Origin of the sequence: Silanimonas sp. (assembly GCF_027531545.1) — a bacterium.
Classification (GTDB): domain Bacteria; phylum Pseudomonadota; class Gammaproteobacteria; order Xanthomonadales; family Xanthomonadaceae; genus Silanimonas.
Map to the genome: position 1 here is coordinate 89,820 of NZ_JAPZSC010000010.1, position 22,121 is coordinate 111,940.

14 protein-coding genes and 1 riboswitch are annotated in these 22,121 nt (G+C 69.3%); of the genes, 7 read left to right on the plus strand and 7 right to left on the minus strand.

Features of this window, described 5'->3' with window-relative positions:
- Window positions 1-44: 44 nt before the first annotated feature.
- Genes O9280_RS08080 through malQ form a run of 4 tightly spaced genes read left to right on the plus strand, consistent with a single transcriptional unit; the run spans window position 45 to window position 8,452 of the window.
- Window positions 45-2,540: a glycogen/starch/alpha-glucan phosphorylase gene (locus O9280_RS08080; RefSeq protein WP_298340997.1), complete on the plus strand. Its 2,496-nt coding sequence runs from the start codon at window positions 45-47 to the stop codon at window positions 2,538-2,540.
- A complete protein-coding gene (gene glgB, locus O9280_RS08085) occupies window positions 2,533-4,767 on the plus strand; it encodes a 1,4-alpha-glucan branching protein GlgB (protein ID WP_298340999.1) in 2,235 nt (744 codons plus the stop codon). Before O9280_RS08080 ends, glgB begins: the two co-directional genes overlap by 8 nt.
- Window positions 4,764-6,932, plus strand: a complete 2,169-nt coding sequence (gene glgX, locus O9280_RS08090) for a glycogen debranching protein GlgX (protein WP_298341001.1) — start codon at window positions 4,764-4,766, stop codon at window positions 6,930-6,932. The genes glgB and glgX overlap by 4 nt, the downstream gene beginning before the upstream one ends.
- The gene (gene malQ / locus O9280_RS08095) at window positions 6,932-8,452 is read left to right on the plus strand and encodes a 4-alpha-glucanotransferase (RefSeq protein ID WP_298341003.1); all 1,521 of its coding nucleotides are present in this window, start codon (window positions 6,932-6,934) and stop codon (window positions 8,450-8,452) included. The genes glgX and malQ overlap by 1 nt, the downstream gene beginning before the upstream one ends.
- A gap of 40 nt (window positions 8,453-8,492) precedes the next feature.
- Here the strand turns inward: malQ and O9280_RS08100 are convergent, their stop codons facing one another.
- Window positions 8,493-8,870 carry a hypothetical protein gene (locus O9280_RS08100; RefSeq protein ID WP_298341005.1) on the minus strand — a complete coding sequence of 126 codons (378 nt, stop codon included), beginning with the start codon at window positions 8,868-8,870 and terminating at the stop codon, window positions 8,493-8,495.
- A 95-nt stretch (window positions 8,871-8,965) separates the two neighbouring features.
- Between O9280_RS08100 and O9280_RS08105 the strand changes: the two genes are divergently transcribed.
- Window positions 8,966-9,730: a helix-turn-helix domain-containing protein gene (locus O9280_RS08105; RefSeq protein WP_298341006.1), complete on the plus strand. Its 765-nt coding sequence runs from the start codon at window positions 8,966-8,968 to the stop codon at window positions 9,728-9,730.
- Window positions 9,727-10,953 (plus strand): saccharopine dehydrogenase NADP-binding domain-containing protein, encoded by a 1,227-nt coding sequence (locus tag O9280_RS08110; protein WP_298341008.1) that lies wholly within the window; start codon window positions 9,727-9,729, stop codon window positions 10,951-10,953. The genes O9280_RS08105 and O9280_RS08110 overlap by 4 nt, the downstream gene beginning before the upstream one ends.
- Before the next feature lie 3 nt (window positions 10,954-10,956).
- On the opposite strand, the gene O9280_RS08115 is transcribed toward O9280_RS08110, so the two are convergent.
- The 6 genes from O9280_RS08115 to O9280_RS08140 all read right to left on the minus strand — a co-directional run bounded on the left by O9280_RS08115 (window position 10,957) and on the right by O9280_RS08140 (window position 21,351).
- Window positions 10,957-11,532 (minus strand): DUF4136 domain-containing protein, encoded by a 576-nt coding sequence (locus tag O9280_RS08115; RefSeq protein WP_298341010.1) that lies wholly within the window; start codon window positions 11,530-11,532, stop codon window positions 10,957-10,959.
- Between the two features lie 24 nt (window positions 11,533-11,556).
- A complete protein-coding gene (locus O9280_RS08120; protein ID WP_298341012.1) occupies window positions 11,557-12,168 on the minus strand; it encodes a DUF4136 domain-containing protein in 612 nt (203 codons plus the stop codon).
- A gap of 143 nt (window positions 12,169-12,311) precedes the next feature.
- Window positions 12,312-14,192 (minus strand): phosphomethylpyrimidine synthase ThiC, encoded by a 1,881-nt coding sequence (gene thiC / locus O9280_RS08125; protein ID WP_298341014.1) that lies wholly within the window; start codon window positions 14,190-14,192, stop codon window positions 12,312-12,314.
- A 67-nt stretch (window positions 14,193-14,259) separates the two neighbouring features.
- Window positions 14,260-14,353: riboswitch (TPP riboswitch) on the minus strand.
- 36 nt (window positions 14,354-14,389) lie between these two features.
- Entirely contained in the window at window positions 14,390-16,810 is a 2,421-nt protein-coding gene (locus tag O9280_RS08130; RefSeq protein ID WP_298341016.1) for an Ig-like domain-containing protein, read from the minus strand.
- A 164-nt stretch (window positions 16,811-16,974) separates the two neighbouring features.
- A complete protein-coding gene (locus O9280_RS08135; protein WP_298341018.1) occupies window positions 16,975-20,136 on the minus strand; it encodes an efflux RND transporter permease subunit in 3,162 nt (1,053 codons plus the stop codon).
- A 6-nt stretch (window positions 20,137-20,142) separates the two neighbouring features.
- Window positions 20,143-21,351 (minus strand): efflux RND transporter periplasmic adaptor subunit, encoded by a 1,209-nt coding sequence (locus O9280_RS08140; RefSeq protein ID WP_298341020.1) that lies wholly within the window; start codon window positions 21,349-21,351, stop codon window positions 20,143-20,145.
- A 71-nt stretch (window positions 21,352-21,422) separates the two neighbouring features.
- Between O9280_RS08140 and O9280_RS08145 the strand changes: the two genes are divergently transcribed.
- A complete protein-coding gene (locus O9280_RS08145; protein WP_298341022.1) occupies window positions 21,423-22,091 on the plus strand; it encodes a TetR/AcrR family transcriptional regulator in 669 nt (222 codons plus the stop codon).
- Window positions 22,092-22,121 lie beyond the last annotated feature (30 nt).

A 22,121-nucleotide genomic window follows, 5' to 3' on the forward strand; every position in this document is an offset into this window, starting at 1 on the left:
TTCACGCCCGCCCCAGCGCGGACGCGGGTCTTAAGCTCCCGCGAATGACGACCCAGCCTGCTACCGCTCCGGCCACGACGCCGGCCGCCCCGCCCGCCGCCGACCTTGTCGCGGCCTTCCGTCGAGCGCTTGCCATGACGACCACCGACGGCCGCGAAGCCCCCGCTGCCCGCGCCGCGCTGCGTGCCGCCGCCGAGGCCTGCCGCGGCCCGCTGGCCGAGCGCTGGGCTGCCACGCAGGCCAGGGACGCCGCACGCGGCAAGGACCAGCGCCGCGTGCATTACCTGTCGATGGAATTCCTGATGGGCCGCGCGATGCGCAACGCGCTCGCCGCCCTGCAGCTCGAACCCGCGCTGCGCGACGAGCTCAACCGCCACGGCGTCTCGCTGGCCGACGTGCTCGAGTCCGAGCCCGACGCCGCACTCGGCAACGGCGGCCTCGGCCGCTTGGCCGCCTGCTTCCTCGATTCGTTCGCCGAACTCGGCCTGCCCTCCTTCGGCTACGGCCTGCGCTACCGCTACGGCATGTTCGCGCAGGGCCTGCAGGACGGCGCACAAGTCGAACGCCCGGACGACTGGCAGCGCGACGGCACGCATTGGGATTTCGAACGCGCCGACGTCGCCTTCGTCGTGGGCTTCGGTGGCCATGTCGAGTCGGACGCCGGCGGCACGCGCCGCTGGGTGCCGGCCGAGCGCGTGCGCGCCCGCGCCTTCGACTTCGTGGTGCCGGCGCATGCGCACGGCCACGTCGCCACGCTGCGCCAGTGGGAGGCCAGCGCCGAGCAGCCGATCGACTTCGCCGCCTTCTGCCGCGGCGACTACGCCGCCGCCGGCGCCGCGCAGCTCGCGGCCGATACGCTGAACTGGGTGCTCTACCCCGACGACAGCACCGAGGCCGGCCGCACGCTGCGCCTGAAGCAGGAAGCCTTCCTCGTCTCCGCCTCGCTGCAGGACCTGATCGCGCGCCACCTCGCTGAAGGCCGTCCGCTCGCCGAACTCGGCCGCGGCAATGCCGTCCACCTCAACGACACGCATCCCGCGCTGGCCCCGGCCGAACTGATGCGGATTCTTGTCGATGAGCATGGCTTGGAGTGGGGCGAGGCCTGGGCGATCACCCGCCAAGCGGTGGCCTACACCAACCACACCCTGATGCCGGAAGCGCTGGAGACCTGGCCGGTCGCGATGGTCGAGCGCCTGCTGCCGCGCCACCTCGAGATCATCTACCGCATCAACCACGAATTCCTCGCCGACGTGCGCGCCAAAGCGCCGGGCGACGACGACTTGGTGCAGCGCGTGTCGATCATCGACGAGCAGCATGGCCGCCGCGTCCGCATGGCCGCGCTCGCGGTGGTGGCCTCGCACCAGGTCAACGGCGTGGCGAAGCTGCATTCCGACCTGATGATCGAGACGATCTTCTCCGACTACGCCCGCCTGTACCCGGAGCGCTTCACCAACGTCACCAACGGCGTCACGCCGCGACGCTGGCTGCAGCAGTGCAACCCGGGCCTGTCGAACCTTCTTGATGACCACATCGGCACCGGCTGGCGCCGCGACCTTGGCCAGCTCTCGGCCCTGCGCGCGCAGGCCGGCGACGCCGCACTGGGCCAGCGCCTTGCCGCGGTGAAGCGCGCCAACAAGGAAAAACTCGCCGAGCGCATCCGCCGCGAACTCGGCGTGGTGGTCGACGTCGACTCCCTGTTCGACGTGCAGATCAAGCGCATCCACGAGTACAAGCGCCAGCTGCTGAACCTGCTGCACGTCGTCGCGCGCTACCAGGCCATGCTGGCCAACCCGGCCGGCCCCGAGGGCCAGGGCTGGACGCCGCGCACCGTCGTGATCGCCGGCAAGGCCGCCAGCGCGTACGTGGCGGCGAAGCAGATCGTCCGCCTCGCCACCGACATCGGCCGCGTGGTCAACAGCGACCCGCGCCTGGACGGCAAGCTGAAGCTGGTCTTCCTGCCGAACTACGGCGTGTCGCTGGCCGAGTCGATCATCCCGGCCGCCGACCTCTCCGAGCAGATCAGCACCGCAGGTACGGAAGCCAGCGGCACCGGCAACATGAAGTTCGCGATGAACGGCGCGCTGACCATCGGCACCTGGGACGGCGCGAACATCGAAATGGCGCAGCACATCGGCGAAGAGGATGTGTTTGTGTTCGGCCTGCGCGCCGACGCGGTGGCGAACCTGAAGGCCGTGGGCTACGACCCGCGCTGGATCGCCGCGCAGAACGCTTCGCTGAAGGCCGTGCTCGACGCCATCGGCAGCGGCGCCTTCAGTCCCGGCGAACCGCAGCGCTACCGCGCCCTCGTCGACGGCCTGCTGAATCGCGACACCTACCTGTTGCTCGCCGACTTCGCCGACTACGTCGCCACGCAGGCGCGCGTCGATGGGCTCTACCGCGATCAGAAGGCGTGGAATGCCGCCGTGCTCCGCAACATCGCCGGCATGGGCTTCTTCTCGGCCGACCGCACCGTGGCCGAGTACGCCGCCAAGGTCTGGTCCGTGCCCGCTGCCGCGAAGTCCGCGAAAACGAATGCTTGACCCCGGCGCCGTCGCGGCCCTGCTCGCGGCGCGCCACGCCGATCCCTTTGCCGTGCTCGGCCTCCACGCCGACGCGGCCGGCGCGCTGTGGCTGCGCGCCCTGCTGCCGGGCGCCGACACGGTCGATGTACTCGACGCCACGACCGGCAAGGCCGTCGCGACCCTGGAACCGCGCCGCCTCGACCTGTCGGCCGGCGAGAGTCTCGTCACGCCCCTGTTCGAAGGCGGCATTCCGCGCCGCAAACAGCGCTTCGACTACCGCCTGCGTGTGCGCTGGGCCAACGGCGACGATGGTGTCTATGCCGATGCCTATGCGTTTGGTCCGCAGATCAGCGAAGACGAGCTGCGTGCCTTCCACGAAGGCCACCATACGCGGCCGCAGCGCTTCCTCGGCGCGCATGCGCTGAGCATCGAAGGCGTGGCCGGCGTCCGGTTCGCGGTCTGGGCGCCGAATGCGCGCCGCGTCTCGGTGGTCGGCGACTTCAACGCTTGGGACGGCCGCCGGCATCCGATGCGCCTGCGCCACACGGCAGGCGTGTGGGAGCTGTTCGTGCCGCACGCCGCGCCCGGCGACCACTACAAGTTCGAGCTCATCGACGCCAACGGCAGCCTGCTGCCGGCCAAGGCCGATCCCTACGCCTTCGCGAGCGAGCTGCGGCCGGGCAATGCCAGCCGCGTCGCGACGCCACGCGGCGACACGCCGCTGCCGGCCGAGCGCGCCGCACGCAACCATCGCGGCGTGCCCATCAGCACCTACGAAGTGCACCTCGGCTCCTGGGGGCACCCCGATCTCGCCACCGCGACCGCCGCGCTTCCGGCCTGCGCCGAGCACACCGCGCGCACCGGCTTCCCGCATTGGGACGCATTGGCCGCGGTGCTGCCGGGCTACGCGGCGGCGCTCGGATTCACCCACGTCGAACTGCTGCCGATCACCGAGCATCCCTTCGACGGCAGCTGGGGCTACCAGACCTTGGGGCTTTTCGCGCCGACGGCGCGCTTCGGCGAACCGGAAGGCTTCGGCCGCTTCGTCGCCGCCTGCCACGCGGCTGGCCTCGGCGTGATCCTGGATTGGGTGCCGGCACATTTCCCGCGCGACGCGCACGGCCTCGGCCGCTTCGACGGCACCGCGCTCTACGAATACGCCGACCCGCGCGAAGGCGAGCACCGCGATTGGGGCACGCTGATCCCGAACTTCGGCCGCAACGAAGTGGTGAGCTTCCTCACCGGCAGCGCGCTGCACTGGCTCGAGCACTGGGGCGTGGACGGCCTGCGCGTCGATGCGGTGGCCTCGATGCTCTACCGCGATTATTCCCGCGACGCCGGCGAGTGGATCCCGAACGCGCACGGCGGGCGCGAGAACCTCGAGGCCATCGCGCTGCTGAAGCACATCAACACCACCATCGGCCGCGAATGCCCCGGCGCCATCACGCTGGCCGAAGAGTCCACGAGCTTCCCCGGGGTATCGGCGCCGGTACACGCCGGGGGGCTCGGCTTCCACTTCAAATGGAACATGGGGTGGATGAACGACACGCTGCGCTACCTGCAGGAAGAGCCCGTGCATCGGCGCTGGCACCACGACCGGATGAGCTTCGGCCTCGTGTACGCCTTCAGCGAGAACTTCATGCTGCCGCTGTCCCACGATGAAGTGGTGCACGGCAAGGGCTCGATCCTCGGGAGGTGCCCGGGCGACGATTGGCAGCGCTTCGCCAACCTGCGCGCCTACTACGGCTTCATGTGGGGGCACCCGGGGAAGAAGCTGCTGTTCATGGGCCAGGAGTTCGCCCAGGGCACGGAGTGGCGCGACGCCGAACCCCTGCCCTGGCACTTGGTGCAGTACCCGCACCACGCCGGCGTGCGCGACCTCGTGCGCGACCTCAACGCGCTGTATCGCGACACCCCGGCCCTGCATGCGCTGGATGGCGAGGCGGCCGGCTTCGAATGGCTGGTCGGCGACGACCGCGAACAGAGCGTCTACGCCTGGGCTCGCCGCGACGGCGCGGGCAACATCGCCCTCGTCGCCTGCAACTTCACGCCAGTGCCGCGCGAGGGCTACCGCCTGCCGCTGCCGAAGGGCGCGCCAAAGGCCTGGCGCGAAGCCTTGAACACCGACTCGCGCCACTACGGCGGCAGCGATGTCGGGAATGGCGGCGGCGTGCTGAAGGCGAAGGACGGCGCGGTGACGCTGACGCTGCCACCCCTGGCCACCGTGGTGCTGCGCCCGGCATGAGCGCGAACGCGGCCGTCACCGCGGCGCCAAGGCGCACGCTGCTGCCCGGCCTGCATGCGCCGCTGGGCGCGCACCTACGCGACAACGGCGTCGACGTCGCCGTGGCCTCGCAGCGCGCGAAGCGCATCGAGCTGTGCGTGTTCAGCGATGACGGGCAACGTGAGATCGAGCGCCTGCCCCTGCACGCCGGCGAGGATGGCGTGTTCCACGGACGCCTCGAAGGCGCCGGGGCCGGCCTCGTGTACGGCTTCCGCGCGCACGGCCGATACCAGCCGGAGTCCGGGTACCGCTTCAATCCGGCCAAGCTGCTGCTCGATCCCTATGCGCGTGCGTTGGTCGGTGACTTCCAGTGGCGCTCCGAGCACCACGGCTGGGCCGCCAGCCACCCGCAAGGCCGCCAGCCCGACTCCCGCGACAACGCCGCGCTGGCGCTGAAGGCGTGCGTGGTCGACGCGCCCGCTGCGCTCGCCGATGGCCTCGCGCCACGTGCGGCCTCGCGCCCGCGCCGCCCGCTGCGCGACAGCGTGCTCTACGAGCTGAACGTGCGTGGCTTCACCATGCAGCTGCCGGGCATCCCCGAGGCACTGCGCGGCACCTTCGAAGGCCTCGCCCATCCGGCATCGATCGCGCATCTGAAGTCGCTCGGCGTCACCACGCTCTCGCTGATGCCGGTGATGGAGTGGCTCGACGAGGCGCCGCTCGCCGAACGCGGCCTGCGCAACTACTGGGGCTACAACACGGTCGCGTTTTTCTGCCCGGCGCGCCGCCTGTGCCACCGGCCGAACGACGGAATCCATGAATTCCGCCGCATGGTCGCCACCCTGCAGCGCGAAGGTTTCGACGTCGTGCTCGACGTGGTGCTGAACCACACCGCGGAAGGCGACAAGCACGGCGCGACGATCAGCTTCCGCGGCCTCGACAACGCCAGCTGGTACCGCCTCGTCGGCGACGACCGCAGCCGCTACGAGAACGTCAGCGGCTGCGGCAACACCCTGCGCCTGATCCACCCGCGCACCACGCAGTTCGCGCTCGACGTGCTGCGCTACTGGGTCGAGACGATGGGAGTCGACGGCTTCCGCTTCGACCTCGGCGCCGCGCTGGGCCGCACGCGCCACGGCTTCGATCCGTCCGCGCCGTTCTTCGTCGCGCTTCGGCAGGACCCGACGCTGGCGCAGGTGCACCTGATCGCCGAGCCCTGGGACGCCGGCTTCGAGGGCTACCAGCTCGGGCGCTTCCCCGGCCGCTTCGCCGAATGGAACGACCGCTTCCGCGATGCGGTGCGCGGCTACTGGCTCGGTGCGGCGGCCACGGCCGACGGCCACCCGCGCGCACCCGTGCCGCGCAGCGAATTCGCCAAGCGCTTCACCGCCTCCAGCGACCTGTTCCAGCATGGCCAGCGCCGGCCGCAGGCCAGCATCAACTACGTCAGCGCGCATGACGGCCGCACGCTCGCCGACGTCGTCGCCTATGCGCGACGCCACAACGACGCGAACGGCGAGCACAACCGCGATGGCCATGCGCACGAGGTCTGCACGAACTTCGGCGTGGAAGGGCCCACCGACGATGCCGCCCTCCTCGCGCGCCGCCGCCGCGTCCGCCGAGCGCTGCTCGCGACCACCCTGCTGTCGCAGGGCACGCCGATGCTGCTGGCCGGCGACGAAGCGGGGAATTCGCAGGCCGGCAACAACAACGCCTACTGCCAGGACAACCCCACGGGTTGGATCGACTGGTCCGGCCTCGGAACCGACGACGACACGGGCGCGCTGATCGCACAACTCGTCGCGCTGCGCGCCAGCGAGGCCTACCTGCGCTGGCCCACGTGGTTCCTGCCGGAGCCCGGCGAGGACGACCCGACCATCCGCTGGCTGCGCCCCGACGGCAGCGACATGCGCGTGGAAGACTGGCACGACACCAGCGATGGCGCCTTCGCCTGCCAGCTCCGCGCCGCCGGCTCGTCCGCGCCGCGCGGCTGCATCGCCTTCAATCCGGGCGGGAGCGACCGCCCCTTCGAACTGCCCGATGGCCCGTGGCACGTGCTGCTGGAAACCTCCGGCACCTTCCCGGACCACGCCCTCACCACCACACTCGCTGCCCCGGCCGTGCTCGTCCCGGCCCACAGCCTGCTCGTCCTTCGCCGCCTCACCTCCGCTCCGGAGCCGACCTGATGTTCAACCTCGACCAGCGCGCCGCCGGCGTGCTCCTGCATGTCACTTCCCTGCCCGGCCCGCACGGCATCGGCGACTTCGGTCCGGACGCGTTCCGGTTCGTCGATTGGCTGAAAGACGCCGGCCAGACGATCTGGCAGTGGCTGCCGGTGAACCCCATCGGCCCGGGCAACTCGCCGTACCAGAGCGTCTCCGCGTTTGCTGGCAGCCCGCTGATGATCGCGCTCGAAGGCCTCGTGGCGAACGGCTGGCTCAAGGCGCCGACGCTGCCGGAAGGCGGCTTCGAGGCGCACAAGGTCGACTTCGGCAAGGTCGTCGAATGGCGCAACGCGCAGCTGCGCCAGGCCTATGCCGGCTATGTTGCGAAGAACGCGCCCGCCGAGCGCGCAGCGAAAGCGGCGTGGGCGAAGCAGGAAGCCTACTGGCTCGACGACTACGTGTTGTTCATGGCGCTGGAAACCGCGCACGGCGGCATGCCGTGGTGGACCTGGGCACCGGCGTTGCGCGACCGCGACCCGAAGGCACTGGCCGCCGCGCGCATTGAGCACGCCGCCGAGATCGGCTACTGGACGTGGGTGCAGTGGTGCTTCGACACGCAGGCTGCGGCGCTGAAGGGTTACGCCAACGCGCAAGGCATCGCGGTGATGGGTGATCTCCCCATCTACATCGCGCACCACAGTGCCGATTGCTGGGCGCGCCCCGATCTCTACCAGCTCGACGCGCAGGGCCAGCCCACGGCCGTGGCCGGCTGCCCGCCCGACGCGATGGCACCGACCGGCCAGCGTTGGGGCAACCCGTTGTACCGCTGGGACCGGATGGCGAAGGAAGACTTCGCATGGTGGAGTGATCGCGTTCGCCGCGCACTCGGCCTCGCCGACGTGTTCCGCATCGACCACTTCCGCGGTTTCGCCGGCTACTACGAGATCCCCGCGAGCTGCCCGACGGCCGAGGAAGGCGAGTGGGTGCCCGGCCCCGGCAAGGCGCTGTTCGATGCCATCGAGAAAGCGCTCGGTCCGCTGCCCATCGTTGCTGAAGACCTCGGCCTGATCACGCCCGACGTCATCGAGCTTCGCGACGGCTGCGGCTTCCCCGGCATGACCATCCTGCAATTCGCCTTCGGCGGCGACGCCACCGACCCGTTCCTGCCGCACAACAGCGAGCGGGCGCGCGTGGCCTACACCGGCACGCACGACAACGACACGGTGCGCGGCTGGTGGAACAGCGCGACGCCGCGCGAGCGCCAGTTCGCGGGCAGCTACCTGCCGGCCTCCGAGCACGACATCCACTGGGCAATGGTCCGCGCCTGCGCGAACTCGGTGGCGAGTTTCGCGGTGTTCCCGCTGCAGGACGTGCTTGGCCTCGATGCCGCGCACCGCATGAACATCCCCGGCACGATGGGCGACCACAACTGGAGCTGGCGCTTCACCTGGCCGATGGTCGACGAGGAGGCGAAGCGCGTGCTCGGCCTGATTACCGCCACCAGCGGGCGCGGACCGTGGGGATTGAGCGGGGTGGGTTGAACGACCCGAGTGCGACTCTTCGACAAGACGCGGGTCGCTCTCAAGGCCTCGTCGCGCGCCAATGAAGCGCGGTTGCCAACGCAAGTGCCACCAAAGCTCCCACATCAATCCACACCACCCGCGCGATCAATGCGTTGTAGCCACCCACGCTCCACGCAATCAGCAGAAAGCTGCTGATGCTGATGAAGCCGACGACGGCCGCGACCGATCGCCACGCCGGCACGAAGGCCGCCGCCACCAGCACCCCTCCCACCAGACCAAACAGCACGGCGCGGTGTTGCATCAGGATGAGCAGGTTCGGGTCGGTGATGGGCAGGCCGTACAGGCGCTGCAGCGAGGCGGCGCCGAGGACGCCGGTCACCGGCAAGAGGTGCACCAGCCCAACGAGCAGCCATAAGGCCGCGGAGAATGCTTTCATGGTGAAGAGCTCCTGAGGGATCGACGATGGCGAATCCTAGGCCGCAGAGAACACCGGCGCTTCCAGAAACGTGCGCTTCACCGCGAGGCCAGTTGGTGGACGGGGGGCACGCCATCCTCTATATCGGTCCGGCATTTCCGATTGCCGCGCATCGCAACAGTGTGACGGTCCTGGCCTTCGGGCTCGACGATGCCTTCGAAGTGGCCGAGCATCTGGACGAGCCGCCAGGCACCGGCCGGCTTGCGCGCAGTGCGGTGATTCCGGCCGGCCAGTGGCATCGCCTGCACTCGCCGGCCTCGACCATGGCCTTTTTTTACCTCGATGCCGGCGATCAGTCGTGGCAAAGGCTTGCCACCTCGGCCACGCCGGGGCCGAGAGGGTGTGCCATCGGCATTGCGGCTGAAGACATGGCGCTGCAGCTGCTTCGACACCTGCGTGCACAGCCCCATGTGCAACGCGCCGACTTCATCGCACTAACGTCGTGCTTGGGAATCGAAGCGCCCCGCATGGATCGAAGGATCGAAGCCTCGCTGGCCCGTCTGCGTTCAGACCCCAGCCTCGCTCATCGCGTCAGCGATCACGCGGCGCAAGCCGGACTGTCGGCCTCGCAATTCCAACGCCTCTTCACCCAGAGTACCGGCCTGCCTTGGCGTCGCTGGCGCCTGTGGCAACGCACGTCTTCGGCGGTGCGCGACATCATTGCAGGCGCCTCACTCACCGAGGCCGCCCACGCCGCGGGCTTTTCCAGCGGCGCGCATTTCAGCGATACCTTCAAGGCGATGTTCGGCATGCCGCCTTCCAACCTCAGCGCGATCGACCTCACGTTGACCGCCATCAACGTGCGACCATCCGGCCCATGAACAAAGAATTCGACCTCATCGTGTTTGGTGCCACCGGCTTTACCGGCCGCTTGGTGGCGGAGTATCTCCACGCAACCTATGGCGCCGCAGGGACGGTGCGCTGGGCCATGGCCGGCCGAAGTGCCGCCAAGCTCGCGCAGATTCGCGATGAGCTTGGCTTGCCGGCAGACCTGCCCTTGCTGGTCGCCGACGCCAGCGACGAAGCCGCGCTTGCGGCGCTCGTCAAACGCACGAAGGTCGTCATCACCACCGTCGGGCCTTACCAGCAGTACGGCGAGCCGCTGATCCGCGCCTGCGCCCATGCCGGCACCGATTACGTCGATCTGTGCGGTGAGCCTGGCTGGATGGCCAAGATGATCCCCGAGCTGCAGGCACCCGCAAAAGCCAGCGGAGCGCGCATCGTGTTCTCGTGTGGCTTCGATTCCATCCCCTTCGACCTCGGCGTCCTGCACGCCCAGCAGGAGGCGAAAGAGCGCTTCGGCGCGCCGCTGGCCCGCGTTCATGGCCGCGTGAGCGTCATGAAGGGCACGTTCTCGGGCGGCACCGTGGCCAGCATGTTGGCCACGATGGAAGCCATCGGCCGCGACCGCAGCCTGATCCGCACCTTGGGCGATCCGTTCGCGCTGGTGCCCGGCTTCAAGGGCCCGCGCCAACCGAACGACAACACCGCGGCCTTCGACGATCTGGCCAATGCATGGACGGCACCGTTTGTAATGGCGCCGATCAACACCAAGAACGTGCATCGCAGCCACGCTTTGCTGGGCCATCCCTGGGGCGAGGCGTTCGTGTACAGCGAGCGCATGCTCACTGGCGAAGGCAAGGCGGGCGAGAAACGCGCCAAATCAATGGCGCGTAACTCCAAGCTGCAAACCATGCTGCTGGCCTTTGCGCCCACGCGCGCCCTGCTGCGGCGCTTCGCACTGCCCAAGCCCGGCGAGGGCCCGAACAAGCAGCAGCGCGAGAAAGGCCGCTACGAAGCCTTGTTCTTCGGCGAAACCGCCGATGGCCGCAAGCTCACCACGAAGGTCACCGGCGACCGCGACCCGGGTTACGGCTCGACTTGCAAGATGATCAGCGAAGCCGCGTTGTGCCTCGTGCAGGACGTCGATCGCGAGACGACGCCGGGCGGCGTATGGACACCGGCCGCCGCGATGGGGATGCGCCTCGTCGAACGCCTGCGCCAGCGCGCCGGCCTCACCTTCGCGCCGGCCGAGGGACGCTGAGGCTCAGGGCGTCGACGATCGCGACGGCAGCGCCGCCATCACGCGGCGCAGGGCCACCTCGAACGCTTCGGCCTCGCCGTCCCGGCCGACCCGAGGCACGGCCACGCCGCCGGTCCACACCACGCGCTTCGCTCCCGTGTCGACCACGTCGATCGCGATCGCGCCGGGAAGGCGCGAGCGTTCGCGCGACCCACTGCCGCCGAGCGGAATGCCCACGCCAAGGCCACCGCCCACGCCGACACCGACACCGAGCCCAAGGCTGAACGTCGGGCCACCCTCGCTGTCACGCGCCGCGGCGATCACGTTGATGCGCAGCGCGGGATTCTCGGGGTCGAGGCGATAGCCCCGCGACTCCATTTCCCGGCGCAGCACCGCACGGGCGCGCTCGCCGGCCATCGTGCCGTAGCCGTCGCGCTCCATGGCCAAGGGTTCGAAGAACGCGAACGTCGCATAGGTGCGCACGTCGGCGCCCGGCGCCTGCTCGGCGGTGGCGATGGAGGTCGACGCACAGCCGGGCAGCGCCACGGCGACGATGGCGGCGAGCAGGGTCGAAGCGAAGATCGAAGGGCGCAGGCGCATGGGGGGCTCCAGTGGAAGGCGTGCTCAGGGGGCCGTCGCGGGCGCCGGCGTGGCGGGCGCGCCGCCCGCGCGATGCGGAAAGGCTTCGAAGATCTTCGCGATCGACAGCACCGCACGCTCGCGGCGCTCGGCGGGAGTGCGCCCCGCGGCGCTGCCCACGGCCACGCCCTCCCACACCAGCTGCTTCGCCCGCGCGTCGACGAGATCGACGTTGACGGTGCCCTCGGTGTACTGCATCACCTGCGCGCGCTCGTGCCATACCGGCACCGTGACGAAGGCGCGGGCGCGATAGCTGTAGTAGGTGGCATAGCCCGTCGTCGGCACCGACACGACGTCGGTCTTCTCCTCGACGAAGGCGTTGATGTTCACGCGCAGGTCGGGCGCGGCCTCGTCGTAGACGTAGCCGCGCGACTCCATCTGCCGACGCGCCTCGTCCTTCAGGCGCGCGCTCAGCAGCGTCGTGTAGCCACGGGTTTCGATCGCCAGGGGTTCGTAGAAGGCGAAGCTGCGGTAGCGCGAGAAGTCGGCTTCGGGATCGGCCTCGGTGGTCACGCGGGGACCAGTGGCACAGGCGGCTAGCCAGAGCGCAGCGAGTGCCAGCGTGGCGGAGCGGAACAGCGTGCGGAAGCGGGACATGACAGGCCTCGGAGCGGGACGCGATGGCCCGATGCTACGACGCCACCGCCTCGACGGCGCGCGGAGAGGGCTGGTTTCGGCCCACTCGCGTCACGCCGTGGGCAAACGTTCAGCCTTGTCGAAGCTGAACGCGCCGTGCCGCGTCAGTCCTTTCGATACACCTGCGCACCCTGCGCCCGGAACTCGGCCGACTTCTCGGCCATGCCCTTCTCCAACGCCTCCGCCTCCTCGGCCACGCCCTGCTCCGCGGCGTAGTCGCGCACGTCCTGGGTGATCTTCATCGAGCAGAAATGCGGGCCGCACATCGAGCAGAAGTGCGCGACCTTGTGCGCATCCTTCGGCAGGGTCTCGTCGTGGTACGAGCGCGCCTTCTCCGGATCGAGGCCGAGGTTGAACTGGTCCTCCCAGCGGAACTCGAAGCGCGCCTTCGACAGCGCGTTGTCGCGGGCCTGCGCGCCCGGATGGCCCTTCGCCAAGTCCGCCGCATGCGCGGCGATCTTGTAGGCCATGATGCCTTCGCGCACGTCCTCGCGATTCGGCAGGCCAAGGTGCTCCTTCGGCGTGACGTAGCAGAGCATCGCCGTGCCGTACCAGCCGATCATCGCCGCGCCGATCGCGCTGGTGATGTGGTCGTAGCCCGGCGCGATGTCGGTTGTCAGCGGGCCCAGCGTGTAGAACGGCGCTTCGCCGCACTCGCGGAGCTGCTTGTCCATGTTCTCCTTGATCAGCTGCATCGGCACGTGGCCGGGCCCTTCGATCATGGTCTGGACGTCGTGCTTCCACGCGATCTTCGTCAGCTCACCCAACGTCTCCAGCTCGCCGAATTGGGCGGCGTCGTTGGCATCCGCGATAGAGCCGGGGCGCAGGCCGTCGCCGAGCGAGAAGCTCACGTCGTAGGCCTTCATGATTTCGCAGATTTCCTCGAAGTGCGTGTAGAGGAAATTCTCCTTGTGGTGCGCTAGGCACCACTTCGCCATGATCGAACCGCCGCGCGAGACGATGCCAGTGACGCGCTTGGCGGTCAGCGGCACGTAGCGCAGGCGCACGCCGGCGTGGATGGTGAAGTAGTCCACGCCCTGTTCGGCCTGCTCAATCAGCGTGTCGCGGAACAACTCCCACGTCAGTTCTTCGGCCTTGCCGTCGACCTTCTCCAGCGCCTGGTAGATCGGCACCGTGCCGATCGGCACCGGGCTGTTGCGCAGGATCCACTCGCGGGTCTCGTGGATGTGTTTGCCGGTGCTCAAGTCCATCACCGTGTCGCCGCCCCAGCGGATCGACCACACCAGCTTCTCCACTTCCTCGGCAATACCGGAGCTCACCGCCGAGTTGCCAATGTTGGCGTTGATCTTCACCAGGAAGTTGCGGCCGATGATCATCGGCTCGAGTTCCGGGTGGTTGATATTCGCGGGGATGATGGCGCGGCCGCGCGCTACTTCGTCGCGCACGAACTCCGGCGTGATGCGCGCCGGCAGCACGGCGCCGAAGCTCTCGCCCGGGTGCTGCTTCAGCAGGTGCGCTTCGCGGATCGCTTCGAGGCGCTGGTTCTCGCGGATGGCGATGTATTCCATCTCCGGCGTGATGATGCCGCGGCGCGCGTAGTGCATCTGCGTGACGTTGGCGCCGCTCTTCGCACGGCGCGGCAGCGCGCGGTTCGGAAAGCGCAGCGAATCCAGCTTGCCATCGTGCTCGCGGGCGCGGCCGAAGGCGGAGGTCAAGCCACCCTGCACTTCCGTATCGCCGCGCTCTTCGATCCAGCGAGCGCGCAAGGCCGCGAGGCCGCGGGCGAGGTCGATGTTCGCATTCGGGTCGGTATAGGGGCCCGAGGTGTCGTAGACCGCCAGTGGGGCGTTCTTCTCGACACCCACCGTGCGCGGCGTGGGGCTCAGCGCGATCTCGCGCATCGGCACGCGCAGGTCGGGGCGCGAGCCCTCGACGTGGATCTTCACGGAGCCGGGGATGGGGCGGGTGACTTCTTCGGAGAGCTGGCGGGTCTTGTCCAGCAGGTCCTTGGCGACGGCGTTCATGGCGTTGTCCTGCGTGCGTGTCCGGGGCCCGCGCGGGACGCGCGGGCAGAATGCAGGCAGGGGCGCACTTTGGCGCGTCGAAGTCTCCCTACGGCGGCGTCACCCGCATCAGGTTCGAAGGGTCTTTCTCAGCCCGACGACGGGCACCCCTGCTTCCGGCGCGCATTGAAGCATGGCAGCGCCGGCGCGTCACGCCATCACGGCTTCTCGCAACCGAAGCCCGCGGCCTCACCGCCCAGCCGCTCCAATGTCTCGCGCCTTGAGATGCCGCCAATCACACCCGCGCCAAAAATCGCCTCCACATTCATCAGGATCGGGCTGAGTGAAGGTGCGAAGCTACGGCGCAACTCGCCAACCGCTTCACCCACACGCGGGCTATCGCGGCAGAAAAGGCAGCTGCCACGGTAAGCCGTGAGCGCCAGAGTACGATCACCGAGGAACGCGAATCCTCGGCCTTCCGCTGCCAAATAGCGCGGCTGACCGCGCGCGTCATGGCCGAAGAAGCCATAGAACTCGTACGCGAGGGTGATCCAGACCCCATAGCCCTCGCCAGCGCGCGCTGGGTCGTACCACAGGCCAGAAAGATCACGCGGCGTGCCCCGATCCACCGGACAGTTGCGACCGAAGTCAGCCAGTCGCTGCGAACCAACGCGGCCATCGATTTCGAACGAGAGGATCGGCCCGCCATCATCCATCCTCGAAAGGCTGGCGCGGCCGATGGCGGCGAGGCGCTGGCCGCCCGAACCCACCCCGCTGCGATAGACGGTGGGCGTCCATGCCTCGCCACCCGCGGGCGCCGCTCCCTGGAGATAGAGCCAGGTGCTGAGACCCTGGTCGTCGAACGCGTACCAGACCGCAGACCAGTCCCCACCGGTGCGATCCACGATCAAACCCTCGCCCGGGCGACGCCCGGGGGCGTAAAGCCCCGGACCCAACGGCGATGCGGGAGCGTCCGCGGTGTCGATCACCACGTCCACGGCCACATCCGCGAGATCGTCCGTCGCGTCGCCAACGCGGACCAGCCAGCGGCCTGCCGGGACATCGATGTCGATGCTGGCCACGCCGTCTTCGCTGAACTGGCTTGCCTCGGGCAACTGCCCATCGACGATGCCCTCGACGCTGACGTCGGACCGCTGGTCGTCGGGGATCGGTGCCCGGAAGAGCGCGAGGCTGAAATCACCGTCGGCCACTGCCGATACCGTGAAGGAAGCAGTGCCATCCGGGACGTCCAGCACGAGAGCGGTCGCCGCGCTGCCGGCGGGCAGGTCGAATCGCACGGTGTCCCCGTCGCGAAGCAGGCGCGGGGCCACGTCGCGCCCCTCGGCCACAAGGGTGTACGGCACCCAACCCAAGGACGTGCCGGACTCGCTCTCGACCTGCAGCCAGCCCTCCGCGGTCTCGCCTGGGAGCAGGGTCTGGTCGGCCCACGAGAAGCGCAGCGCCGACGGCGCAGCCGCCTCGAGGCGGCCCGGGGCCGACCACGCGAGCGACGAGCTGTCAGCCAGATCGACCTCGAGGACGCGCAGGCGCGCCTCGACCCGCCGTCCTTCGCGGTTGTGCGCGTACGCCCACCAGCTGCGCCGCTCGTCCGCGGGAATGACCAGCTCGAGAACGCAGCTCTCGACGCCCGCCACGCTCGCGGCGGTGCAGGTGAGCTCATCGGATGACGCACGACGGTTGGTGTCGTCGTCCGTCCCCACATAGAGATCGACATCGGCATCCGTCGATTCAAGCGTGACGCGGAGCCGCAACTGGCGCCCTGACTCGCCGCCGTCCGCCGTGAACAGCGTCTGCGCGGCCCCACCTCCAGCCCAGGGATCGAGAGGCGTGGCATCGATCGAGATGGGGAACGCGTAGTGCGAAACGTTCCCGGTGCCGGTGATGACGAGGTTGGGCGCCGGAAGTTCCGGAAGGCCCCGCAGTGCCACATCGGCGAAACCCGCCCCTCCGGAGACGTCCAGCCTGACCGGCGCGACCGGCAGGATCACCACCTCGACCTCGGACTCGACGCAGCGACCCGCGAGCTCGCACAGCCGGTAACGGAAACGGTCCGTCCCCACCGCTTCGGGCCTCGGACGGTACCGGAAGCCCGTCGGCACGGCGCCGTCTGCCAGCACCTCGAGGTTGCCGAGCGAGGCCGCTGTCCGAACCTCCAAGCGACCTCCCGACAGCCGCTCGACCGCGAATGCGTCGTTGACGAGGACGTCAAGCTCGACCGGCGCACTCCCGGCCACGATCTCGAATCGATCCGCCCGCGCAGCCAGGGGCGCCGAGATACCGTCGGAGTCGATGCGCACTTCAACGGGCGCACTGCACACCAGGGCGTCGCACGCCCGATACGTGAACCGGTCGGTACCCGAGAAGCGCGCATCCGGCGTGTAACTGAAGCTGCCATCCGGGAAGAGGATCAATTGCCCCGACGCCGCAGCCTCCGCGGGCTCGAGGAACAGCGAATCACCATCGGCATCGGTGTCGTTGCCAAGAACGCCGGGCGAACGAACGTCGATGGATTCGCCTTGGCGGAGCACATAACGATCCGGCCGGCCCTCCGGAATGGTGTTGGCGAAAGCGGGCGGAGCGATGGCCAGCAGGCCGGCGAGGACGACAAAGGCGCGCATGATGGTCGGGGGAACCCAAGATGGCCCCATGGTAGGCCGTCGCGACACGAGGTAAAGCCCGTGCAGGAAGATCGCCGCCGGGCCGCCGGAGAGGCGGGGGAGGGAGCCGGTTCGCGGACGACCCGGCGGCGAATCTCTGGCCGGGGCGCAGGCCCCGGGAATGCTCAGTAGCGCGGCGCCGTCTCCGGGGCCTTGATGCGGAACCACGCGGCGTAGAGGGCCGGCAGGAACAGCAGCGTGAGCGCCGTGGCGACGATCAGGCCGCCCATGATCGCGACGGCCATGGGCCCGAAGAACACGCTGCGCGACAGCGGGATCATCGCCAGCACGGCGGCCAGCGCCGTCAGCACGATGGGTCGGAAGCGCCGCACCGTCGCATCGACCACCGCCTGGAAGGGCGCGAGGCCTTCGGCGATGTCGTGCTCGATCTGGTCCACGAGGATGACCGAGTTGCGCATGATCATTCCGGAGAGCGCGATCGTGCCGAGCATCGCCACGAAGCCGAACGGCACCTGCGGGATCAACAGGAACCAGACCACGCCGATCAACCCCAGCGGCGCGGTCATCAGCACCATCGCCGCACGGGAGAAGCTGCGCAGCTGCAGCATCAGCAAGGTCACGACGGCGAACAGGAACAGCGGCATGCCCGCGGCCACCGACTTGCCACCGCGCGCCGACTCCTCGACGGCGCCGCCGGTCTCCAGGCGATAGCCGGGCGGCAGTTCGGCACGGATCGGCTCGAGCGCCGGGAGGATCTGGTTCGTCACCGTCGGCGGTGTAACACCGCCTTCGACGTCCGCGCGGATCGTGACGGTCGGCAGGCGGTTGCGACGCCAGACGATGCCGGGCTCGAAGCCGTACTCGATGCGCGCGATCTGCGAGAGCGGCACGGACTTGCCACTGGCGGTTGGCACCGCGAGCGAACCGAGCAGCGAGAGGCGCGTGCGCTCCTCCTCCGGGCCGCGCAGCAGGATCTCGATCAGCTCGTTGCCTTCACGGTACGTGCTCACCGGCGTGCCCGAGAGCGAGCCCTGCAGGAAGGAAGCGACCTGCGCGGAACTGACGCCGAGGGCGCGCGCACGGTCCTGGTCGATCTCGAGCCGCACCACCTTGCTGAGCTCGTCCCAGTCGAGGTTGACGTTGCGGGCGTGCGGGTTCGCCAACACCTGTGCCTTCACCGCATTGGCGATGCGCAGCACTTCGTCGGGGTGTTCGCCCGACACACGGAACTGCACCGGGAAGCCGACCGGCGGCCCGTTCTCGAGGCGGGTCACGCGGCCCTGCAGGTCGGCGAACTCGGCGTCGAGCACGCCCTGCAACCAGGCCTTCACCGTCTCGCGCTTCTCGATGTCCGGGGTGATCAGCACGAACTGCGCGAAGTTGGCCTGCGGCAGCTTCTGGTCGAGCGGCAGGTAGAAGCGCGGCGAGCCGGTGCCGACGTAGGCCACGTAGTTGACGATGTCGGGGTGGCCGTCGAGCTTCGCCTCGAGGCGCTTCGCGGCGGCCTCGGTGGCGGCCAGCGAGCTGCCCTCGGCGAGCTCGAGGTCGACCATCAGCTCCAACCGCGTCGACGACGGGAAGAACTGCTGCGGGATGAAGCGGAACATCGCCAGCGAGCCGACGAAGGCCAGCACGGTCACCAGGATCACCGTCTTGCGATAGCGGACGCACCACGCCACCAGCGCGCGGAATCGCGAGTAGAACGGCGTGTCGTAGGGGTTGTCGTGGTGCGTCACGTCCGGCGCGACCCAGGTCGCGAGCCCGGGCGGCAGGCGCGACGCCAGCGACTTGCGCACGGCGCCGATGAAGCCGCCGCCGTGGCTGGCGAGCATCTGTTCGCGATCCGGCAGCAGCTTGTCGCCGAGGTAGGGGATGAAGACCACGGCGACGATCCAGCTCAGGATCAGGGCCAGCACGACCACCTGGAAGATCGAACGGGTGTACTCGCCGGTGCTCGAGGCAGCGGTAGCGATCGGCAGGAAGCCGGCGGCCGTGATCAGCGTGCCGGTGAGCATCGGGAAGGCCGTGCTCTGCCACGCGTAGGCCGCGGCCTCGAGGCGCCCGAAGCCCTGCTCCATCTTCACCTGCATCATCTCGATGGCGATGATCGCGTCGTCGACCAGCAGGCCGAGGGCGAGGATCAGCGCGCCCAGCGAGATCTTGTGCAGGCCGATGCCGAGGAAGTACATCGCGGCGAAGGTCATCGCCAGCACCAGCGGGATCGACAGCGCCACGACCAGGCCGGAGCGCCAGCCGAGGCTGAGGAAGCTGACGAGCAGCACGATCAGCACGGCCTCGGCGAGCACGCGCACGAACTCGCCGACCGAATCGCGCACCGCGGCGGGCTGGTCGCTCACCTTCGAGAGCGTCATGCCGGCGGGCAGGGTCTGCTGGATGCGCGCGAACTCGGCTTCGAGCTGTTCACCGAGCTGGATGATGTCGCCGCCCTTGCGCATCGACACGCCGATGCCGATGGCGTCCTGGCCCATGAAGCGCACGCGCGGCGCGGCCGGATCGACGAATCCGCGCTTCACGTCGGCCACGTCCTGCAGGCGGAAAGTGCGGTCGCCCACGCGGATCGGGAACTGGCGGATCGCCTCGACGGAATCGAAAGCGCCGGACACGCGCAGCTTCACGCGGTCGCTCGGGGTCTCGAAGAAGCTGGCGCCGACCATGGCGTTCTGCTCGTCGATCGCACGCTGCACGGCATCGAGCGGCACGCCGAGCGTGGCGAGCTTGGTGTTCGAGAGTTCGATCCAGATGCGCTCGTCCTGCAGGCCGATCAGTTCGACCTTGGCGACGTCGGGCACGCGATGCAGTTCCAGCTCGATGCGTTCCGCGTAGTCCTTCAGCGTCGCGTAGTCGAGGCCGTCGGCCTGAAGGGCGTAGAGGTTTCCGAAAGTGTCGCCGAACTCATCGTTGAAGAAGGGGCCGACAACGCCGGCCGGCAGCGTGTGGCGGATGTCGCCGATCTTCTTGCGCGCCGTGTACCAGAGCTGCGGCAGCTCGGCCGAGAGCATCGAGTCCTTGGCCATGAACAGCACGAGCGATTCGCCGGCGCGCGAGTACGAGGTGATGCGCTCGTACTGCCCGGTCTCCATCAGCTTCTTCTCGATGCGGTCGGTGACCTGTGCGGCCACCTCCTCCGCCGTGGCGCCCGGCCACATCGTGCGGACCACCATCACCTTGAAGGTGAACGGCGGGTCTTCCGATTGGCCGAGACGCTGGTAGCTGAAGACGCCGACGATCGCGAGCACGATCATCGCGTAGAGCACGAGGACGCGGTTCTTCAGCGCCCAAGCGGAGAGGTTGAAGGACGACGACATCGCGGCTTATCCGGCGATTTCGGCGTTGAGGCGATCGGCACCGGCTTCGAGCGCGGCGCTGGCGTCCTCGGCGACGGCGGGCGTCTCCTGCGCTTCGACGCGCACCGGGCGGTTCTCGCGATCCACCGGCTTCACGGCATCGTTTTCGCGCAGCAGGTGCACGCCGCTGATCACCACCCAGTCGTCAGGCTGCAGGCCGCTGGAGACGGGCACGTCGGTCTCGCTGTAGGCGCCCGCGTCGACCGGCACGCGCTTCACGCGCTGGCCGTCGGCGTCGAGCACCCACACCGCCGCCTGCCCGTCGGCCTGCACCAGGGCCGAGAGCGGCACGCTCAGCGACGGCGCCGCGGCATTGGCCGCATAGACGCGGGCACTCTGGCCGAGTTCGACGCGCACGCCCTCGGGCAAGGCGAGTGCAACGCGGGTGGCGTAGGTGCGGGCCTGCGGATCGGCGGCGGGGGCGATCTCGCGAATGGTGCCCGGCACGCGCTGCCCTGGCGCCGCCCACAGCTCGACCAGCACGTCCTGCCCGTCCTTGAAGCGCGCGACATCCGCTTCCGGCAGGGCGATGGCGACTTCGCGCTCGCCGTCCTCGGCAAGGCCGAAGGCCGTCTGTCCGGCCGAAACCACCTGCCCGGCCTCGATGTTGCGAACCGCGACGACACCCGACGCGTTGGCGCGGAGGACACCGTAGGCCGCCTGGTTGCCGGCGACATCCAGCTGCGCCCGCGCCTGGGCGACGCGCGAATTGGCGGCGTCGAGCCCGTTCTTGCGGGCGTCGAACAGGGAGCGGCTCACCAGCTGGCGCTGGAACATCACTTCGATCCGCTCGAATTCGGCGGCCGCGAGCCGCGCGTCGGCCTCGGCGGCGGTGAGCTGGGCCTGCGCCGCATCGCGGCTGAGGCGGAGGTCCTGCGCGTCCAGTTCAGCGAGGGCCTGGCCGGCCACCACGCGATCCCCGACGTCGACCAGCCGCTTCGCGACCTTGCCGCCAACCCGGAAGGCCAGGGGCGTCTCGTGGCGGGCGCGGATCTCGCCGGCGAAGGCCTGCACGGCGCCGGCAGCCGGGGTGGGCTGCTGCACCAGCACGGGGCGCGCTGGGGGCTCGGCGGTATCGCCGTTACCGCAGGCACTGAGCAGGCCGGCAGCCAGCAGCAGGGGCGCGATCCGAAAGGCGGCGCGGGACGACAGGGGGAAGCGGCGAAGGGCGGGCATCGGGGCGACCACGATTCATGAACTCGCCGGTATGGTATATTTCGCATACTCCCGAGTTCAATAAATTTCTTGTGACGACGAAGGCCCGCCCCGGCAACCCCGGCAACCCCGGCAACCCCGGACGCCCCAAAGATCCCGAGAAGCGCGCCGCCCTGGTGGAGGCCGCCGGCCAGCTGTTCTGCCAGCACGGCTTCGAAGCGGTGAGCCTCGAAGCCATCGCCCAGGCCGCGGGCGTGTCCAAGCTGACGATCTACAGCCACTTCGGCGACAAGGAAGGCCTGTTCACGGCCGCCGTCGAAGCCCGCTGCGCCGACCAGCTGCCCCATGGCCTGTTCGAATGGCCCGAAGACCTGCCCGTGGGCGAGGCCCTGCGGCAGATCGGAACCGGCTTCGTCGACCTCGTCTTCGCCGAGGACGCGGTGCAACTGATGCGGATGATGGCGGCCCAGGCCAGCCAGTCGACGACCCTCGCCCAGCTCTACTTCAAGGCCGGCCCGAAGCGCGCGCTGGAGGAGATGGAGGGTTTCCTCGCGCTGGCCAAGCAGCGCGGCCAGCTGCGGCTCGACGACCCGAAGGTCGCCGCCAGCCAGTTCTTCGTGCTCCTGAAGGGCATCCACCACTTCCGCTGCCTGCTCGGCATCGAGCCGCCGCCGGAGGCCGCGGCCCGGACCGCCCACGTCGACCAGTGCGTCGCGCTGTTCCTGCGCGCCCATGCCCCCGTCGGAGCGGACCGACCATGACCTCCGTCGCGGTGACCTTCGTCACTGCCC